We start from the raw sequence: 17,451 nt of genomic DNA, 5'->3' as shown, positions 1-17,451 counted from the left end.
GAATTTCGCTACTAAAAAATATCCTTTTTCCGTGAAGGTCTTTCTGAGCAACATATTCCACAGAATGCCGGTAAATTCTACAAGCAATGTAAGCACACCTGCCTCAATGTTACCGCAGAGACGCGGATGCCTTTAAACGCCGTTCTGCAGCGGGTTTTAGGAAGTTGTTTCCGCAATGAAAATAGCCTGTTCAGTTAGTGGAATGAACTTTGGATAACTAACAATAGTTCTTCATCAATAAAATTGTGAGTTATGAATAATCCGGATAGAAATAAACAGCCGATCCCTGATCCAACTCCAGATAAACAACAGCCGGGAAAAGAAAACCCAACACCGGTTCAACCGCCGCCAGACAAGCCGGAAATTGAACCCATCCCACAGGAAATACCGGACAGGGATACACCTCATACCCCCGCTAATCCGCAGGCTATAGAGGAAAAAGAAGAAGCTTTTAGAAGGCAATCACCTGATAAACATTAACTATTCTTTCATCTAAAAAAAAATCTGTTACAATGCCTACCACTAAATCCGCCGGCAACGGCACCGCAAGAAAAGCAGGCAGTGAAAAAATGCCGGAATCCAAATTCCATGAACTGTTTATGGATGAACTGAAAGACATCTATTGGGCAGAAAAAAACCTGGTAAAAGCACTGCCCAAAATGCAGAAAGCTGCTACCTCGGAAGAATTGAGCGAATGTATCGGCAACCATTTGGAAGAAACCAAAGAACATGTAGTCCGCCTGGAACAGATATTTGAATTACTTGGTAAAAAACCACAGGCAAAAAAATGTGAGGCCATGGAAGGCCTGATAGCTGAAGGACAGGAAGTGGTAGCAGATACCGATGCCGATACTGCCGTAAGAGACGCCGGTATTATCATTGCCTCGCAGAAAATTGAACACTACGAAATTTCTGCCTATGGCAGCTTACGTACGCTGGCCAATGTAATGGGGCACTCACAGGTAGCTAAATTACTGGAGCAAACTTTAAAAGAAGAAAAGAACGCTGACAGCCTGCTCACAGAAGTAGCTGAATCTACTGTAAACGAGGAAGCTGCGGCAGAATAGGTTAACGATAACCTGTATAATTGTTAAATGAAAACTGCAGAAGTCCCTGTTTACGCAGGGACTTTTTTTAACCTGATACTATGCAAAAATCCAATCCCAAAAAACCAGTGAGGCCCGCCCGGAAACAATCCGTACAACCCGGACTGGAAGAGGTCATGAGCCCCGCACCGGTGTTCGAAAAAGACCACGTAAAAAAAGGCAAACTGTACAATAAGGTGGCCCTTATCACCGGCGGCGACAGCGGCATTGGCCGGGCAGTAGCCGTAGCTTTTGCCAAAGAAGGCGCAGATGTAGCCATTGCCTATTTTAACGAACATACAGACGCTGAAACCACCTGCGAACACATTACTCTCGCAGGCCGCGAATGCATGCTCATTGCCGGCGATATCAGCAATGAAAAGCATTGCAACGATATTATTAAGAAAGTGATAAAGAAGTTTAAGAAGATAGATATCCTGGTAAACAACGCGGCTGTACAATACCCGCAGAAAAGTATCGAAGATATCAGTGCCGCCCAGCTGCATAAAACTTTTGAAACTAACATTTATCCGCACTTTTATCTTACAAAAGCAGCGCTGCCGTATATTCCCAAAGGCGGAAGTATTATTTGCACTACTTCCGTAACGGCTTACCGCGGCAGCAGCCATCTTATCGATTACAGTTCCACCAAAGGAGCCATCGTTTCTTTTGTAAGGTCTTTATCCGCTTCCCTGTCTGAAAAAGGCATCCGGGTAAACGGCGTGGCCCCCGGCCCCATCTGGACCCCACTCATCCCCGCCACTTTTACCCCGGAGGAAGTGGCAAAGTTTGGGACAGACGTACCGCTGAAACGCGCCGGCCAACCCGTGGAAGTAGCTCCCTGCTACGTATTCCTGGCCAGCGATGACGCCAGTTATCTCACCGGTCAGATCCTGCATCCCAATGGAGGGGAGATTGTAAATGGTTAGCATAGACCTGATAACAGACCCCGTAGCCGTAGCCCGGTCAGTGAAGCTTCGGTACGTAAAAGCAGATGCACCTGGGTATTCACGCGTCCGCAAAGGGAAAGACTTCATCTACCTCGACCGAAACGGCAAAACAGTGAAAGACCCCGAAGTGCTGGATCGCATCCGGAAACTGGTGCTGCCTCCCGCCTGGGAAAACGTGTGGATCTGTACCTGGGCCAATGGCCACCTGCAGGCCACCGGCACCGATGTAAAAGGACGTAAACAGTACCGGTATCATCTCGACTGGGGCAAAGCCCGCAACGAAACCAAATACTACCGCCTCCTGCAATTTGGAGAGGCGTTACCGGGAATACGGAAACGTATAAACGAAGATCTGAAACGGCCCTCGCTGGATAAAGATAAAGTTATTGCTATTGCCCTATCCGTGATGGAGGAAACGCTGATACGGGTAGGGAACGCCTCCTATGAAAAGCTGTACGGCTCGCATGGCCTTACCACCCTGCGGGATAAGCATGTGAAGATCAATGGCAACACCGCTTTTTTCCGGTTCCGCGGAAAAAAAGGAGTGGAGCATAAAATAGAACTTCATGACGCCGCACTCGCAAAGCTGCTAAAAAAAGTGCAGGATATTCCCGGGCAGGTATTGTTTCAGTATTACGATGAAAACGGCGAACATAGAGGCCTCGACTCGGGGGAAGTAAATGAGTATATAAAACAGTGCTGCGCCGACAATGAATTTACCTGCAAAGACTTCCGTACCTGGGCAGGTACCGTAAACGCATTAAATTTGCTGGCAGACCTTACACCCTTTGAATCCATTACAGAATGCCGCCGGAACATTGTAGCGATAATAGACGGTGTGGCGGGCAAATTGGGGAATACCCGCGCCGTGTGCAAAAAATATTACATTCATCCGCAAATCCTCAACAGCTACGAAAACGGGGAACTCGAACCCTGGCTGCAACAGCTACGGACTAAACGCAATAAACCCGCCAGTGGCGGGTTACATGCGGATGAAAAGTTACTCATGCAATTTCTGAAGGAAGCCGGTAGCAGGTAAAGGCGCCTGCATAGCGGGCTACCCAAATATCAGCTGATCTTCTCTGTCTTCTACTTTGATCTTCTGGATAAATTCGTCAAAACCTGCCTCTTCGTGTGAACTGTAAGCGCCATACGCATCCAGTATATAGCCCTTATTGCCTTCCTGGTCTTCCATTACATATAAAATCGAGGAATCTGAAGGATCTGACTCTCCCTCAAAACGATAGGTTTTAATGATAGTCAGGTCTTCCGGGTTATAGATTTTCTGCTCATCCGTATTCTGCAACCTGCCATGATCACTCATCTTTAACTCGTGATCAAATCCTTTTTCATGCAGCTTCTCCAATACCCTTGATAAAGTTGTCATTTCGCCTGGCTTTTCCATAAATAAAGGTTTTAGTTAAACTTAAAAAACCAAAAGTTATGCCGCGATGTTTTAAGATCATGGTACCATTTGTGTTAACTTTTATTTAATACCAAAACTATCAATTTATGCGAGCTATATGGTCAGGATCCATAGGATTCGGGTTGGTAAACATCCCGGTAAAACTATTCAGCGCTACCCAGGACAGCCGCCTGGACCTGGACATGCTGGACAGCAAAAACGGGGCGCACATCAAATACCAGCGCATCAATGAAAATACAGGCAAAGAAGTGCCCTGGGAACAGATCGTAAAGGGCTATTTGTATAAAGATGAGTATGTTATCCTGGAAGATGAAGATTTTGAAGCAGCCAGTCCCAAGAAAAGTAAAATCATCGAAATAGAGTCTTTTGTGGAAGAAACAGAGATTGACGATATCTATTTTGAAAATCCTTATTTCATTGAACCTGCGAAAGGAGGCGAAAAAGCATACGCCCTGCTGCAACAAACCCTCGAGAAAACAGGTAAAGCAGGCATCAGCCGGTTTGTGCTGCGCAGCCAGGAACACCTGGCCGTGATCCGGCCGCGGGAAAATTACCTGCTGCTGCAACAACTCCGCTTTGCGGAAGAAATCCGTTCCGCTGAGGACCTTACCCTGCCAACGCATGTGAAACTGGCCAAGAAAGAGCTGGATATGGCCATAGAACTGGTAAAACAATACACCACCGAATTTGATATCAGCCAGTATAAAGATGAATACAAGGCCGAACTCCTGAAAATTATAAAGGCCAAGGCCGGTGGTAAGAAGACGGTAGTGAAGAAAATGCGCGTGGTACACACCAAGAGCGATAACCTGTTCGATCAGCTGAAAGCCAGCCTCGGAGGTAAACCGGCCACCAAAAAACGCGCGTCATGAGCCTATCGGAATATAAAAAGAAACGAAACTTCTCGGAAACTACTGAACCTGCTACAGGTAAGCCGGTGGCAGGGAAACACATTTTCGTGGTACAGCGGCATCATGCTTCCCGGCTGCACTATGATTTCAGGCTGGAAGTGGATGGCGTGCTAAAAAGCTGGGCAATACCAAAAGGACCATCCATGAATCCGGCAGATAAACGGCTGGCAATGGAAGTGGAAGATCATCCCTACGATTACAAGGATTTTGAAGGCACCATTCCCGCAGGGAATTACGGTGCAGGTACCGTGTACATCTGGGACAAAGGCACCTTTGAGCTGATGAATCCCGATGGGAAAAGTTTCGATAAAGAAGCCCTCCGGGAGCTGAAATCCGGCGATCTGAAAATTGTAATGAAGGGAAAGAAGCTAAAAGGAGAATTTGCACTGGTAAAGATGAAAGGCCGCGAAGAAAATGCCTGGCTGCTGATCAAACACAAAGATAAATACGCCGTTGATGAATATAACAGCGAAGACTATACGCCGGAAAGAATAAAAGCACAGGGTGAAAAAAACAAAGCTGCCACGAAGGTGGCAAAAAAAAAATCAGCAGTAGCCGGCGTTGAAGTGAAAAATAAAACACCCCGCGCCGCCCGGAAAATAAAAAAAGTATATAAACCAATGCTGACAACCCTTGTCAGTGAACCGTTTGATGGCAACGACTGGCTCTTTGAAACCAAGTGGGATGGCTACCGGGCCATTGCCAGTGTGGAAAACCATCAGGCAAATTTGTACTCCCGCAATGAGAAGTCCTTTAATGAAGACTATCCCGCGGTAGTGGCTGCCGTGGAGAAAATTTCGCATAATGTGGTGCTGGACGGAGAAATTATTGTACTGGATAATAAGGGCAAATCCCATTTTCAAACGCTGCAAAACTACAGGACTACAGGTAAGGGAAAACTGGTATATGTGGTATTCGACCTGCTTCATCTGGATGGGAACGACTTGCAGCACCTGAGCCTGCTGGAACGGAAAAGCCTGCTGAAAGATGTGATAACGGAGTTAAATGATAAAACCATCCGTTTTTCCCCGCACGTGCTTAAAAAAGGAATAAACTTTTTTGAGAAAGCCCGTACACGAGAGTGGGAGGGCATCATCGCGAAAAAAGCAGACAGTGTGTATGAAGAGGGCAGAAGAGGAATGGCATGGCTGAAAATAAAAATTGTGAACGAGCAGGAAGCCTTGATCTGCGGCTATACCGCGCCCCGCGGCAGCCGGAAACAAATAGGCGCCCTGGTGCTGGGAATGTATGAAAACAAAAAACTAAAATATATCGGGCACTGTGGAGGTGGATTAAATGAAGCCACTATCGCGCAGCTATACACGCAGCTGCAGCCGTTAATCACTAAAACGTCACCCTTCTCCGAAAAGGTGGGTACCAATATGCCCGTTACCTGGGTAAAGCCGGAACTGGTATGTGAAGTAAAATTCCAGGAATGGACCGGCGACGGACATCTGCGGCAACCGGTTTTCCTCGGCCTGCGGGAAGACAAGCCGGCAAAAGAAGTACATCCTGAAACAGCAAAAAAGATAAATATGGCTACTACTATTGAAAAAGAACGCACCCTCACGCTCAACAGCAAGAAAGTATCCCTCACCAATCAAACAAAATTATACTGGCCGGATGAGCAGATCTCAAAGGGACAACTGATCGATTACTACCTGTCGGTGGCAAAATATATTCTGCCGCACCTGAAAGACAGGCCCCTGTCGCTGCATCGTTTTCCCAACGGCATCAAGGGACCTTCTTTTTACCAGAAAGATCTCGACCTGGGGCAGGCCCCGGCATGGATAAAGAGCGTGCCGCTGCGGGCAGATTCCACCGGAAAAGATGTAGATTACCTGGTGTGTAACAACGAAGCCACGCTGGCCTATATGGTCAACCTGGGATGTATTGAAATAAACCCCTGGCTGTCGAGGCTAAGCAGCCTCGACAAGCCGGACTTTATGATACTGGACCTTGATCCGGAAGATATTGACTTTAAGTATGTAGTGGAAACGGCCTTGCATATCAAAAACATGCTGGACAGTTTCAATATCACTTCTTTTTGTAAAACCTCCGGCTCTACCGGTTTGCATATTTATGTGCCCACTTCGGCAAAGCATCCTTATGAAGCTACCCGGCTGTTTGCGGAATATATTGCACGGCATGTTAATGAGGAGTTGCCGAAAAGCACCAGTGTGGTTCGCGCCAAATCTGCCCGGAATAAAAAAGTGTATATCGACTTTTTGCAGAACAGCAAGGGACAGACTGTGGCGTCTCCTTATTCGGCCCGTCCCAAACCCGGTGCTACCGTGTCTATGCCGCTGCTGTGGGAAGAGGTGAATGAAAAGCTCCGTATCAGCGATTTTAACATCCACAACTCACTGGAACGTATAAACGAAGTTGGCGACTTGTGGCACGATATTAAAAGTGTTAAAAATGACCTGCGTAAAGTGATCCGTGAAATAGAAAGCAATGCGCACGCCTGATCATTTTGTTCATTTAAAACTGATGTCATGGAAAAGCCTTTATCTTCAAAATCATTACCGGCATATGGTTTCATTCTTGGAGCAATATGCATCGTTTTTACCCTGATCTTTTATGTAACAAAGTTATACGGTAATTTATGGATGGGATATTTTGGTAACCTTATCATGTTCCTCGGTGTGCTGATTTCCATTATCCATTACAACAGGGTGCATAAGGATAAAACATCTGCCACGTCGGCCTTTACGATGGGGTGGCGTACTACGCTTATTGCCACCATCATATATGCTGTTTTTTTGCTCATATTTCACCTGGTAGTGGGTGGTAATCCTTCGCACACGCTGGTGGAAGAAGATACGGTGAAAGGAAATTTCTGGATCTATTTCCTGGGGAATGTATTGTTTGTAAATCTTTTTGTGGGTGTGGTAGCCGCCATACTCGGCGGGCTGGTATTTAAGGCTAACCAGAAAACAGATAAATCACGGAAGCCATAGGAACTATTATCTTTGCATGGCTATGTCTAAAGGCCATATTTTAATAATCGATGATGAGGACCAGCTCCGCAAGCTTTTAAGCCGCCTGCTGGCCCTGGAAGGATATACACTTCACGAGGCGGGCAATATAAGGTCCGCCTTAAAGATCCTGGAGAAAGAAGAAGTACAGGTGATCCTGTCTGATGTAAAGCTGCCGGATGGCAACGGGGTGGAACTGGTACAGCAGATACGCACCAGGTACCCCGAAATTGAAACCATTGTGCTCACCGCTTATGGCAACATCGCCGATGGCGTACAGGCCATTAAAAACGGCGCTTTCGATTATATCACCAAAGGAGATGATAACAACCGGATCCTCCCGCTGGTGAGCAAGGCAATGGATAAAGCGCACCTGCAATTCCGCATCCGCGACCTCGAAAAGAAAATTGGCGGCAAATATAATTTCGGCAGCATCCTGGGAGAATCCCCTGAAATACACGCCGCTATTGCTTTAGCGGAAAAAGTAGCGCCATCGGATATGACGGTACTGCTGCTGGGTGAAACCGGCGCCGGTAAGGAAGTATTTGCACAGGCCATACACCAGGGAAGCCAAAGGAAACAACAACCGTTTGTTGCCGTTAACTGCAGCGCCTTTGGTAAAGAAATCCTCGAAAGCGAATTATTCGGACATGTAGCCGGCGCCTTTACCGGCGCAGTAAAAGACAAGAAAGGTTTTTTTGAAGAAGCCCGCGGGGGTACCATTTTCCTGGATGAAATAGGGGAGATGGCCATAGAGCTGCAGGCTAAAATGCTCCGCGTACTGGAAACACAGGAGTTTTATAAAGTAGGGGAAACGAAACCCACTAAAACGGATGTGCGGATCATCGCCGCTACCAACCGGCAACTGGAACAGGAAATTGCGGCGGGGCATTTCCGTTCCGATCTCTACTACCGGCTGTCTGCCTTCCAGATTTCCCTGCCCTCACTGAACGAACGGCGGAAAGATATTCCCCTGCTGGCTACCTGGTTTCTTCAGCAGATAGCGCCAAAAATGAATAAACGTATCACCGGGATGACGCCCGCCTTCCTGCATGCGCTGCAACAACACAGCTGGAAGGGAAATATCCGCGAACTGCGTAATGTAATTGAAAGAGCGGCCATCCTAACGGATACGGATATCCTGGATACGCCCGTGCTGCCGTTCGATTTCCAGCAGGGGAACGCGGAAGATGCATCTTCCCTTAAACTGGCAGATATGGAAAAAGCACATATTATCCGCGTGCTGGCCCACGCCAAAGGCAATAAAACCAGGGCGGCAGAACTGATGGGCATCGGTTTAACCACCCTTTACAACAAAATTAAGGAATACAATATCAGCGCATCATAACAGCCAGCCTAATAACAGGCACGCCAGTACGATAAAGGGCGAGGGCACCTTGGTAAGGCACAGCAGTGCCAGCGTACTGGCCATGATCAGCAGGTTGTACCAGTTGACCGGGATTACAAAGAAGAGAATAAAAGTGGCTGCCCACATAATGCCTACTACCACCGCATTGATCCCCTCCAGGGCACGGTATATCACCACGTATCTTTTCAGGTTGTTCCAGATCGGGAAGAAAAACAATACCAGCAACAGGCTGGGCAGGAAGATAGCGATAGGCGCTATAATACATCCCAGGAACTGGTATCCCATACCCAGGTTACGCATGGCCATACCGCCAACATAGGCGGAAATGGAAAAGGTAGGACCAGGGAGCGCCCGCATAATACCGGCGCCGGTAAGCAGTTCCTCCGCAGAAAGGTATTGCGATTTTGCGCGCGTTACATACTGTTCCAGCATCATGGCAATCAGGATATCGCCACCGCCAAATACGAGGCTGCCGAAACGGTAAAAGTTTTCAAAGAGGTTAAAAGGACGCCGCGTTATCCATTCATGAGTACGCGCCAGCTCAGACAGGACCCCGGCGAGTATAAACAGCGACACAAATAACCAGATATTGCCCCACTGTATTTTACGTGGTTTTTCTGCCACCCCGGGAATACGCTTGTTACTGAAGTTGGAAACAATACCGCCCAATATAATCAGCGCAGGGAAGGTCCATGGCGATTTCAGGAAGAAAGCGGTGAACATGGATACCACCATGATGGCAAATGTTGCCATACTGTTAATACTGATCCGGAAAGCACGGATGCCGCCATAAGCGAGGAAGCCTACCGCCATCGGCTGTACGTACTTAAAGATATCTGTATGCAGGGCGTTCTTGCCGAAGTATTGTAACAGGAAACTCAGGGAGCCCATGATCAAACAGGCGGGAGAAATCCATATCAGCAGGGTAATAATAGCCAGTATCGCGCCACCGCGCTTATAGCCGATTAAGGTAAGGGTTTGGGAAGAAGAAGCACCGGGAAGCAGCTGGCAGAAAGCATTGTATTCCATTAACTCCTGTTCCGTTACATCCTTCCGTTGCTGTACAAATGTTTTCATCATCATGGCCAGATGACCCTGCGGGCCTCCGTAGGCAGTGATGCTATGTAATAGCACAGCTTTAAGAAAAGGTATATGACGTAGAAGCACAGTTTATTTTAGTGTATGCCGATTGGACAGGTTATAAGGTAATCAAATATCCGGACAAAATACAACGGTGCTGCTAATATCGGAAATCCCCAAAACAATAAAGGCACAATACTTGTAATATCGGTGACTATTATAACGAATATGGCCTTTTGTCCGTTGTATCAGTTTGTCAGACAGGTTAATCACCCACCGGCATGAAAAATGTTCGGATCTAAAGAATAACCATATCAGGAAGAACCGTTAAAGAAGAAACTTGCTTATACGCAGGATATTTATAAAGTCCCGGTAAACAATTTTACCGGGACTTTGCTATGTAATAGCTTTATTTTTTCAAACCTATTTCGCGTAAGCGTTCATCCAGGTACTCACCGGCGGTGATGGGCTCATATGCCAGCGGGTGCTCTGCAGTAACGCAGCTTTCCAGGCTGTCCAGTTTCATATTGGATTTAGGATGCAAGAAGAAGGGAATCGAATAGCGGGAAGTATTCCACATTTCGCGGGGAGGATTTACCACCCGGTGTGTGGTTGATTTCAAACGGTTATTCGTTAACCGCTGCAGCATATCTCCCACATTTACTACAATCTGTTCCGGCAGCGAGGTAACCGGTACCCAGTTATCTTGTTTATCCAGGATCTGCAAGCCATCGGCAGAAGCGCCCACCAGTAAAGTGATGAGATTGATATCCTCATGTTGCTCCGCACGGATAGCCGATTTCGGCTCCTGCGTAATAGGAGGATAATGGATGGCTCTCAGGATAGAATTACCGTTATGGATTTTATCATCAAAATAGTTTTCCTCCAGTCCCAGGAACAGGGCGATGGCCTGTAACAGGTACCTGCCGGATTTCTCAAATCCCCGGTATGCTTTAAAGAAGGTAGGCGTAAACTCCGGCACTTCCGCCACCTGTACGTTGGCAGGGTATTCGGAGCTGATAGGATCGTTGTCCTCTACCGTTTGCCCAAACTGGAAAAATTCCTTCAGGTCCGGCGCGTCATAACCTTTGGCGTGTTCCTTACCAAAGGAGGTATAACCGCGTTGCCCGGCGAGCTCCGGAATTTCATACTGATGTTTGGTGTCAGCGGGGAGCTGGAAGAATTGTTGTACGTATTTGTAGAGGTCTGCAATCAGATCGTCAGGAATCCCATGATTCTTTACCGCTACAAAACCAACTTCTTCATAAGCCTTACCTAACTGCTGCACAAAGGCTGCTTTTCGCCCTGCATCTCCGGAAGTGAAGTCTGCAAGGTCCACTGAGGGGATAGAGTGGGTAGTTGCCATATTTTGAATTGTTGTTTTGGAGCGATAAAGGTAGGGAAAAATAGCTCATTTGAAGTAGCCGGCCTCTTTATCGTTAATATCCACCACGGCGTAGCGGTCTACTTTATTGATGAGCATTTCATCCATCATATCCACCACATTTTTATAGTTCGACGCCTGGTGTGCTTTGATCAGTACCATCAGTTCGTTTTTATGGAAAGCTTCATACACGGCAGCCTTCTTTGCCATGATCACCTCCCGGATACCATTGTGATTGGCATAGCTGCTATAGTGTACCTGTGGCGGCATAGCGGGATCGTCGCCAATACCTTCATACCAGGCAATACGGTTGTCCGGACCAAGGATTACTGTCAGCGCTTTTTTTGCCGGCAACGACATCGGATCCTCATCGTCTTTTGGCATAATCAAATCCATTGTTTTGGGTTTGGCCATGGTGGTGGTGAGCATAAAAAAGGTGATCAGCAGGAAGCCCAGATCTACCATAGGTGTCATATCTACACGTGTGGATTTTTTATTGCTGCGGGTTCCCCTTTTACCCTGTTGCGGAGCAGTGTTCATTTCAGCCATATATAACGGTTTAGGTTAAACGAAATTGGTTGAAAGCGCTTTCATTGTTATAGATGCGGCGGCGGCGGGTTTCCATAAATACGGGGCGCCTTCGGCGCTTTTAAATTGTCTTGGCTCAGGATTACGCTGATTATGTTGATTACACTGATTTTCCAACCATTTGTTGTAAGGTATTTCGGGGAGATAAGATCGGGTTTTGTCTTTCTCGCTGATTATACTGATTACTTTGATTTTACTTTTTGATTTTTTTAAGATGATTAATAAGATGAGAAAAATGAAGAAGGGAGACAAAAGCAGAACGCTTCTATCTCCCTTAATCATCTATAAAATCCTTTAAAAAATCAAAAAGTAAAATCAAAGTAATCAGTATAATCAGCGTAATCAGCGAGAAAGACAAAATCCGCTAGAACTCCGCACTCTTCGGGGTCCGCGGAAAGGCGATTACATCGCGGATGTTCGTCATGCCGGTAACAAACAGCATCAGGCGTTCGAAGCCTAAGCCAAAGCCTGCGTGTGGTGCGGTACCAAAACGGCGGGTATCCAGGTACCAGCTTAGTTCTTCTACTGGTACGTGCATTTCTTCCATACGTTTTACCAGTTTGTCGTAGTTCTCTTCACGCTGTGAACCGCCTACCATTTCACCGATGCCGGGGAACAGGATATCCATTGCCCGTACGGTTTTATTGTCGTCGTTGAGCTTCATGTAGAAAGACTTGATCTCTTTAGGATAATCGGTTAAGATCACCGGTTTCTTAAAGTGTTTTTCTACCAGGTAGCGTTCGTGCTCGCTCTGCAGGTCGGCGCCCCAGTCCTCGATCAGGTACTGGAACTTCTTGTTCCTGTTATGCTTGCTGTTTTTCAGGATGTCGATGGCTTCTGTGTAGGTAATACGTACAAACTCGTTATGCAGTACAAATTCGAGCTTTTCAATCAGGCCCATCTCACTGCGTTCCTGCTGTGGTTTTTGTTTATCTTCTTCGGTGAGGCGGTTAGCCAGGAAGTCGAGGTCATCACGATTGTTATCAAGTACATATCCGATAACAGACTTGATAAATGCTTCCGCCAGGTCCATATTATCTTCCAGCTCATAGAAGGCCATTTCCGGTTCAATCATCCAGAACTCCGCCAGGTGGCGGGCTGTGTTGGAATTTTCAGCACGGAAAGTTGGGCCAAAGGTGTAGATATCACCAAATGCCATAGCACCCAGTTCGCCTTCCAGTTGCCCGGAAACCGTGAGGTTGGTGGATTTACCGAAGAAATCTTCTTTGTAATCAATATCGCCGTTTTCGGTCAGGGGAGGGTTTTTCATGTCCAGCGTGGTTACACGGAACATTTCACCGGCGCCTTCTGCGTCGGAAGCGGTGATAATAGGCGTGTGCAGGTATACGAATCCGCGATCGTTAAAGAAGCGGTGTACTGCAAATGCCAGTGCATGACGTACCCGGAAGATGGCGCCGAAGGTATTGGTACGGAAACGCAGATGCGCTATTTCACGCAGGTATTCCAGGCTGGGCTTGTTCTTCAGCTGCAGCGGGTATTTTTCCGGATCACAATCGCCCAGTATTTCCAGGGTGGTAGCTTTTAATTCTACTTTCTGCCCTTTACCCAGGGATGGTATAATTTCGCCGGTGGCGCTGATAGCCGCGCCGGTAGTGATACGCTTCAGCAGCGCGGGGTCCGTATCCTCAGTATTAATTACAATTTGTAAATTATTATTGGTGGAGCCATCGTTCAAAGCTATAAACTGGTTGTTGCGGAATGAACGCACCCAACCCTTAACTGTAACTTCGTAATGCGCCTTGTCGTCTGACAAGATTTGCTTGACTTTCACCCTTTGGCTCATAATATATATAATTTTAGGACTGCAAAAATAAGTGGAAAACTTCATAGTAGGTAGTACGGGTTCCGGCCTTTTTCCGGGATGCCACTGCAAAGGAAATGTTAAAAAAGAGGGGTTAAACAGGCGCTACCCCAGTATAAACAAGGGTTTGGGCGCCCGGCTAACAGTACGATACAGCCCGGGGAAGAGCGGTTTTAGGGGCCACTTTGGGGCAATTTGCACTTAAATATTTTTGGATAATAGTAAAACTTGTTTTAATCTTGCGGTATATTCTGCCTGATTAAGTTCATTTTTCCATCTTCATCGGCAGTTCCTAAACTCAATCATTCCCTATCAAATTTAATAAGCTAATTAAATTTATTGACTCAAAAACAATTATTTGTAATTGGTGTATGTTGGTATGCAGTGGTACCCGCCTCACAACACTTCTAAAATTTGACAACACAGATGATGTACGACATCTTACAACTGAACGACATGCTCGTTCCTGAGCTGCTTGATATTGCAGAGAAACTGGACGTTCCCAACGCAAAAAAACTGAACAAACAGGACCTCATCTACAAAATTCTTGATAAACAAGCAGTATTAGCCTCAGAAGATAACCAATCCAACGGAGACGAAAAGAAAGCACGCAAACGCAAACCTGTAAAGAAAGACGAAGCAAACAACGCTGCTGAAGAACCTGCTCACGCTGAAGAAAAACCGGCTGCTAAGAAACCAGCAGCAAAAAAAGCTACCGGAACGAAATCAAAAGATAATGAGGAAGACGAGAAACCGGTATCTTCTGCCAAACCTAAAATAAAAGATTTTGAAATAGACCTGGACAGCATTCCTTCTCTCACTTTCGATGATGATGATGATATCATTATCCCTTCTTTTACAGAAGACGAAGATCCGGAAGAGGAAGAAGAAGTGGTAGTGATTCCTCCGGCAGAAGATGAGCTGGATGAAGACGACGATTTTGTAGTACCCGGAGAAATCCCGGTAGCGCCTGCAGCACAGAAGAACCGCTTCCCTAACAAGAAAGAACCAGTTTTCAATATAGAATTTGATGGTGTTATTGTAAGTGAAGGCGTACTGGAAATGATGCCCGATGGCTACGGTTTCCTCCGCTCTTCCGATTATAACTACCTCAGTTCCCCGGATGATATTTACGTATCTCCGTCGCAGATTAAACTCTTCGGCCTCAAAACCGGCGATACCGTGAAAGGCTCTGTACGTCCGCCTAAAGAAGGGGAAAAGTACTTTGCTTTGCTGAAAGTGGAAACAATTAACAACAAGTCGCCGGAAGAAGTACGCGACCGTGTACCTTTCGATTACCTGACACCACTGTTTCCTTTCGAAAAACTGAGATTAACCACTACTTCGAATAACTACTCCACGCGTATCATGGATATGTTTACGCCTATTGGTAAAGGACAACGCGGACTGATTGTAGCGCAGCCTAAAGTAGGTAAAACCATGTTACTGAAGGAAGTAGCCAACGCCATCGCTACCAACCACCCGGAAATTTACCTGATGGTGGTACTGATCGATGAGCGTCCGGAAGAGGTAACAGATATGGAGCGCAGCGTAAAGGCAGAAGTGATTGCCTCTACCTTCGATGAACCAGCTGAAAAACACGTGAAAGTATCTGCCATCGCGCTGCAAAAAGCAAAACGCCTGGTAGAATGTGGTCATGATGTAGTAATCCTCCTGGATTCCATTACCCGTCTCGCCAGAGCGCACAATACCGTGGCACCTGCTTCCGGTAAAGTACTGAGCGGTGGTGTGGAAGCTAACGCCATGCAGAAACCAAAACAGTTCTTCGGTGCGGCACGTAAAATAGAACATGGTGGTTCACTGACCATCCTGGCTACCGCATTGATCGACACCGGTTCTAAAATGGACGAGGTGATCTTCGAAGAATTTAAAGGTACCGGTAACATGGAACTGTTGCTGGATCGTAAACTGGCTAACAAACGTATCTTCCCGGCGATCGATGTTTCTGCATCTTCTACCCGTCGTGATGACCTGTTGCTGGATAAAGATTCCCTGAAACGTATCCACATCCTGCGCAACCACCTTGGTGATATGAACACAGATGAGTCTATGCACTTCATGCTGCAACATATGCGCGGAACCAAAAACAACGAAGAATTCCTGATCTCTATGAACAGCTAGAAACAGGTTATCTTATAAAAGTAAAAACCCGTTACGGACAACCGTAACGGGTTTTGCTTTTATAAGATACTGGCTATTGTTTTTTCTGCTGGCCGGGTGCAAATGGTTTGGCGGATTTAGTGCCATAGATCTTTTTTTGCTGACCGGGTGGTAGTCCATGCGGATTGCCTCCGGGATGAGTAGTTACACAGCCACTGTAAATGATGGCAGCTGCAAAAAGCGACAGTACAAGTTTTAGGTTTCGCATGACAGGTTGTTTTAAGAGAATATCCATACAAATGCAAAAATCCCGCCACAGTATTACTGCGGCGGGATTATCCAATCTATCTAACCTTATAACTATCTTACGTAAAACATCATATGATGCTTAGAATATCCAGTTTACACCAACCTGAAATTCTTTAGGGAAATCGAAGTTAAAAGTGCTGGTGTTGGTTTTAACACCTGTTGGTTCTGCTTTCTTCTGATCGTAAGCGTAGCTCAGACCACCGAATGCACCTTCCAGCATGAAATGTTTGCTTACGAAGTAAGTGATACCAGGCAATACTCTCACGGAGAAACCGTTGTAAGTAGCTGTTTTTGTATCATCAGTTTTGTCTGTACCAAAGTGGTAGCCGGCATTGGCTTCAGCGAAGAATGCAAATTTGCTTTCACCGATCATGTGGTAGTTACGAACAAAAACGCCCGGAGTGATATCGGATGATTTGGTTTTAACACCTGCAACATTTTTGTCGTTGCTGAATTCTGATCTTGCAAATACACCGATAACCCAGTTAGGAGTCAGTGCCACACCAACTTTCGGGCTGATACCGAAGGAAGTGCTGGTGGTTTTGTTGTCTGTGTCTTTTACTTTCTGTGAGCTGGTCGTAACATTCAGATTACCTCCTAAAATTACATCGCCTTTCGAAAACTGAGCCTTTGCTACTTGTGTGCCGAACAGTGCTACTGCGGCCAATACAATCAACTTTTTCATCTGTCGTTAAATTTAAATATTCATTAAAACTATTCCTGTGTTATTGGTTCTTCTACATACGTTCTAGCAACCCTGGTTGATGTTTGGTCGATATCTTAAGCCATTAAAAAAAATGGTCAGTACTTGTTTTTCACGAGCCATAAAGCATTTCAGCGCTTCCCGGTCGTGCGGATCAAAACCTGCTGCCTGCCACTTGCACCATATTACCCATAAACCGAATAATACATTTACCAGCAGCTGCGCCGTGAGCTCCGTATCCGTGTCTTTGTTGAGTTCCCCGCTGCTCACCCCTTTCGAAATGGTAGCTGAGAGAAAAGATATTTCCACCTGCTGCAGCAACTCAATCGTTTGCCGCATCCGGCTGGAAGGAACATCCTTGATCCATTCGTTTACACCAAACAGAAAATGATACTCCAGCAACATTTTTTCCTTCAATGCGAGGTAGCGATCCATGATATCCGCGGTGCATCGTGCTTCTTCCACATATGCCGACATGTCAATAAAACAATCGGCTATCATACGCTCTACCACCGCCACATAAATGGATTCTTTATCTGAAAAATAATAATACAAAGAGCCTTTTGAAATTTCCAGATCCCTGGCTATCTCCTCCATGGTGGTTTTCGACAACCCAAACCGCTTGAAGCGCTTTAACGCCGCTTCCAGAATCATCGTTCGTTTCAGGTCCTGTTCCGCCATAGTATGATGCAAACCAAAACTGACTGTTTGACTATTTCGTT

General features: G+C 46.3%; 17 protein-coding genes. 9 read left to right on the top strand and 8 right to left on the bottom strand.

Features of this window, described 5'->3' with window-relative positions; genetic code table 11:
- The first annotated feature begins 252 nt into the window (after positions 1 to 252).
- From QFZ51_RS02100 to QFZ51_RS02085, 4 genes are all read left to right on the top strand, one after another.
- Positions 253 to 480, top strand: a complete 228-nt coding sequence (locus QFZ51_RS02100; protein ID WP_429042682.1) for a hypothetical protein — start codon at positions 253 to 255, stop codon at positions 478 to 480.
- Between the two features lie 32 nt (positions 481 to 512).
- Positions 513 to 1,067, top strand: coding sequence for a ferritin-like domain-containing protein (locus tag QFZ51_RS02095; RefSeq protein WP_429042679.1), 555 nt, complete (start codon positions 513 to 515; stop codon positions 1,065 to 1,067).
- Between the two features lie 80 nt (positions 1,068 to 1,147).
- Positions 1,148 to 2,014: an SDR family oxidoreductase gene (locus QFZ51_RS02090; protein WP_429042676.1), complete on the top strand. Its 867-nt coding sequence runs from the start codon at positions 1,148 to 1,150 to the stop codon at positions 2,012 to 2,014.
- Complete coding sequence (locus QFZ51_RS02085; RefSeq protein ID WP_429042673.1) at positions 2,007 to 3,074, top strand: DNA topoisomerase IB; 1,068 nt, start codon at positions 2,007 to 2,009, stop codon at positions 3,072 to 3,074. Before QFZ51_RS02090 ends, QFZ51_RS02085 begins: the two co-directional genes overlap by 8 nt.
- Positions 3,075 to 3,092: 18 nt before the next feature.
- On the opposite strand, the gene QFZ51_RS02080 is transcribed toward QFZ51_RS02085, so the two are convergent.
- On the bottom strand, positions 3,093 to 3,440 hold the full coding sequence (locus QFZ51_RS02080; RefSeq protein WP_370908647.1) for a hypothetical protein: 348 nt from the start codon (positions 3,438 to 3,440) through the stop codon (positions 3,093 to 3,095).
- 107 nt (positions 3,441 to 3,547) lie between these two features.
- Between QFZ51_RS02080 and QFZ51_RS02075 the strand changes: the two genes are divergently transcribed.
- Genes QFZ51_RS02075 through QFZ51_RS02060 form a run of 4 tightly spaced genes read left to right on the top strand, consistent with a single transcriptional unit; the run spans position 3,548 to position 8,701 of the window.
- Positions 3,548 to 4,333 carry a Ku protein gene (locus QFZ51_RS02075; protein ID WP_429042670.1) on the top strand — a complete coding sequence of 262 codons (786 nt, stop codon included), beginning with the start codon at positions 3,548 to 3,550 and terminating at the stop codon, positions 4,331 to 4,333.
- On the top strand, positions 4,330 to 6,843 hold the full coding sequence (ligD, locus tag QFZ51_RS02070; protein WP_429042668.1) for a DNA ligase D: 2,514 nt from the start codon (positions 4,330 to 4,332) through the stop codon (positions 6,841 to 6,843). Before QFZ51_RS02075 ends, ligD begins: the two co-directional genes overlap by 4 nt.
- Before the next feature lie 27 nt (positions 6,844 to 6,870).
- Positions 6,871 to 7,335: a DUF4199 domain-containing protein gene (locus QFZ51_RS02065; protein WP_429042665.1), complete on the top strand. Its 465-nt coding sequence runs from the start codon at positions 6,871 to 6,873 to the stop codon at positions 7,333 to 7,335.
- A 16-nt stretch (positions 7,336 to 7,351) separates the two neighbouring features.
- Positions 7,352 to 8,701: a sigma-54-dependent transcriptional regulator gene (locus QFZ51_RS02060; RefSeq protein WP_429042663.1), complete on the top strand. Its 1,350-nt coding sequence runs from the start codon at positions 7,352 to 7,354 to the stop codon at positions 8,699 to 8,701.
- Here the strand turns inward: QFZ51_RS02060 and chrA are convergent.
- The 4 genes from chrA to asnS form a co-directional block, all read right to left on the bottom strand.
- A complete protein-coding gene (gene chrA / locus QFZ51_RS02055) occupies positions 8,696 to 9,856 on the bottom strand; it encodes a chromate efflux transporter (RefSeq protein WP_370908642.1) in 1,161 nt (386 codons plus the stop codon). The genes QFZ51_RS02060 and chrA overlap by 6 nt on opposite strands.
- A gap of 355 nt (positions 9,857 to 10,211) precedes the next feature.
- On the bottom strand, positions 10,212 to 11,168 hold the full coding sequence (locus QFZ51_RS02050) for an isopenicillin N synthase family dioxygenase (protein ID WP_429042659.1): 957 nt from the start codon (positions 11,166 to 11,168) through the stop codon (positions 10,212 to 10,214).
- A gap of 45 nt (positions 11,169 to 11,213) precedes the next feature.
- Positions 11,214 to 11,735 (bottom strand): ExbD/TolR family protein, encoded by a 522-nt coding sequence (locus tag QFZ51_RS02045; RefSeq protein ID WP_429042657.1) that lies wholly within the window; start codon positions 11,733 to 11,735, stop codon positions 11,214 to 11,216.
- A gap of 403 nt (positions 11,736 to 12,138) precedes the next feature.
- Positions 12,139 to 13,578, bottom strand: coding sequence for an asparagine--tRNA ligase (gene asnS / locus QFZ51_RS02040; protein WP_429042654.1), 1,440 nt, complete (start codon positions 13,576 to 13,578; stop codon positions 12,139 to 12,141).
- 447 nt (positions 13,579 to 14,025) lie between these two features.
- On the opposite strand from asnS, the gene rho reads away from it, so the two are divergent.
- A complete protein-coding gene (rho, locus tag QFZ51_RS02035) occupies positions 14,026 to 15,738 on the top strand; it encodes a transcription termination factor Rho (protein ID WP_429051561.1) in 1,713 nt (570 codons plus the stop codon).
- Between the two features lie 73 nt (positions 15,739 to 15,811).
- On the opposite strand, the gene QFZ51_RS02030 is transcribed toward rho, so the two are convergent.
- The 3 genes from QFZ51_RS02030 to QFZ51_RS02020 all read right to left on the bottom strand — a co-directional run bounded on the left by QFZ51_RS02030 (position 15,812) and on the right by QFZ51_RS02020 (position 17,422).
- Complete coding sequence (locus tag QFZ51_RS02030; RefSeq protein WP_370908637.1) at positions 15,812 to 15,985, bottom strand: hypothetical protein; 174 nt, start codon at positions 15,983 to 15,985, stop codon at positions 15,812 to 15,814.
- Positions 15,986 to 16,105: 120 nt separating this feature from the next.
- Complete coding sequence (locus QFZ51_RS02025; protein WP_429042651.1) at positions 16,106 to 16,711, bottom strand: outer membrane beta-barrel protein; 606 nt, start codon at positions 16,709 to 16,711, stop codon at positions 16,106 to 16,108.
- A 63-nt stretch (positions 16,712 to 16,774) separates the two neighbouring features.
- On the bottom strand, positions 16,775 to 17,422 hold the full coding sequence (locus tag QFZ51_RS02020) for a TetR/AcrR family transcriptional regulator (protein ID WP_429042649.1): 648 nt from the start codon (positions 17,420 to 17,422) through the stop codon (positions 16,775 to 16,777).
- Between the last annotated feature and the right edge of the window lie 29 nt (positions 17,423 to 17,451).

Source organism: Chitinophaga sp. W3I9, from assembly GCF_050434025.1.
Lineage (GTDB): Bacteria > Bacteroidota > Bacteroidia > Chitinophagales > Chitinophagaceae > Chitinophaga.
This window is presented reverse-complemented; position numbering and strand designations above follow the sequence as displayed.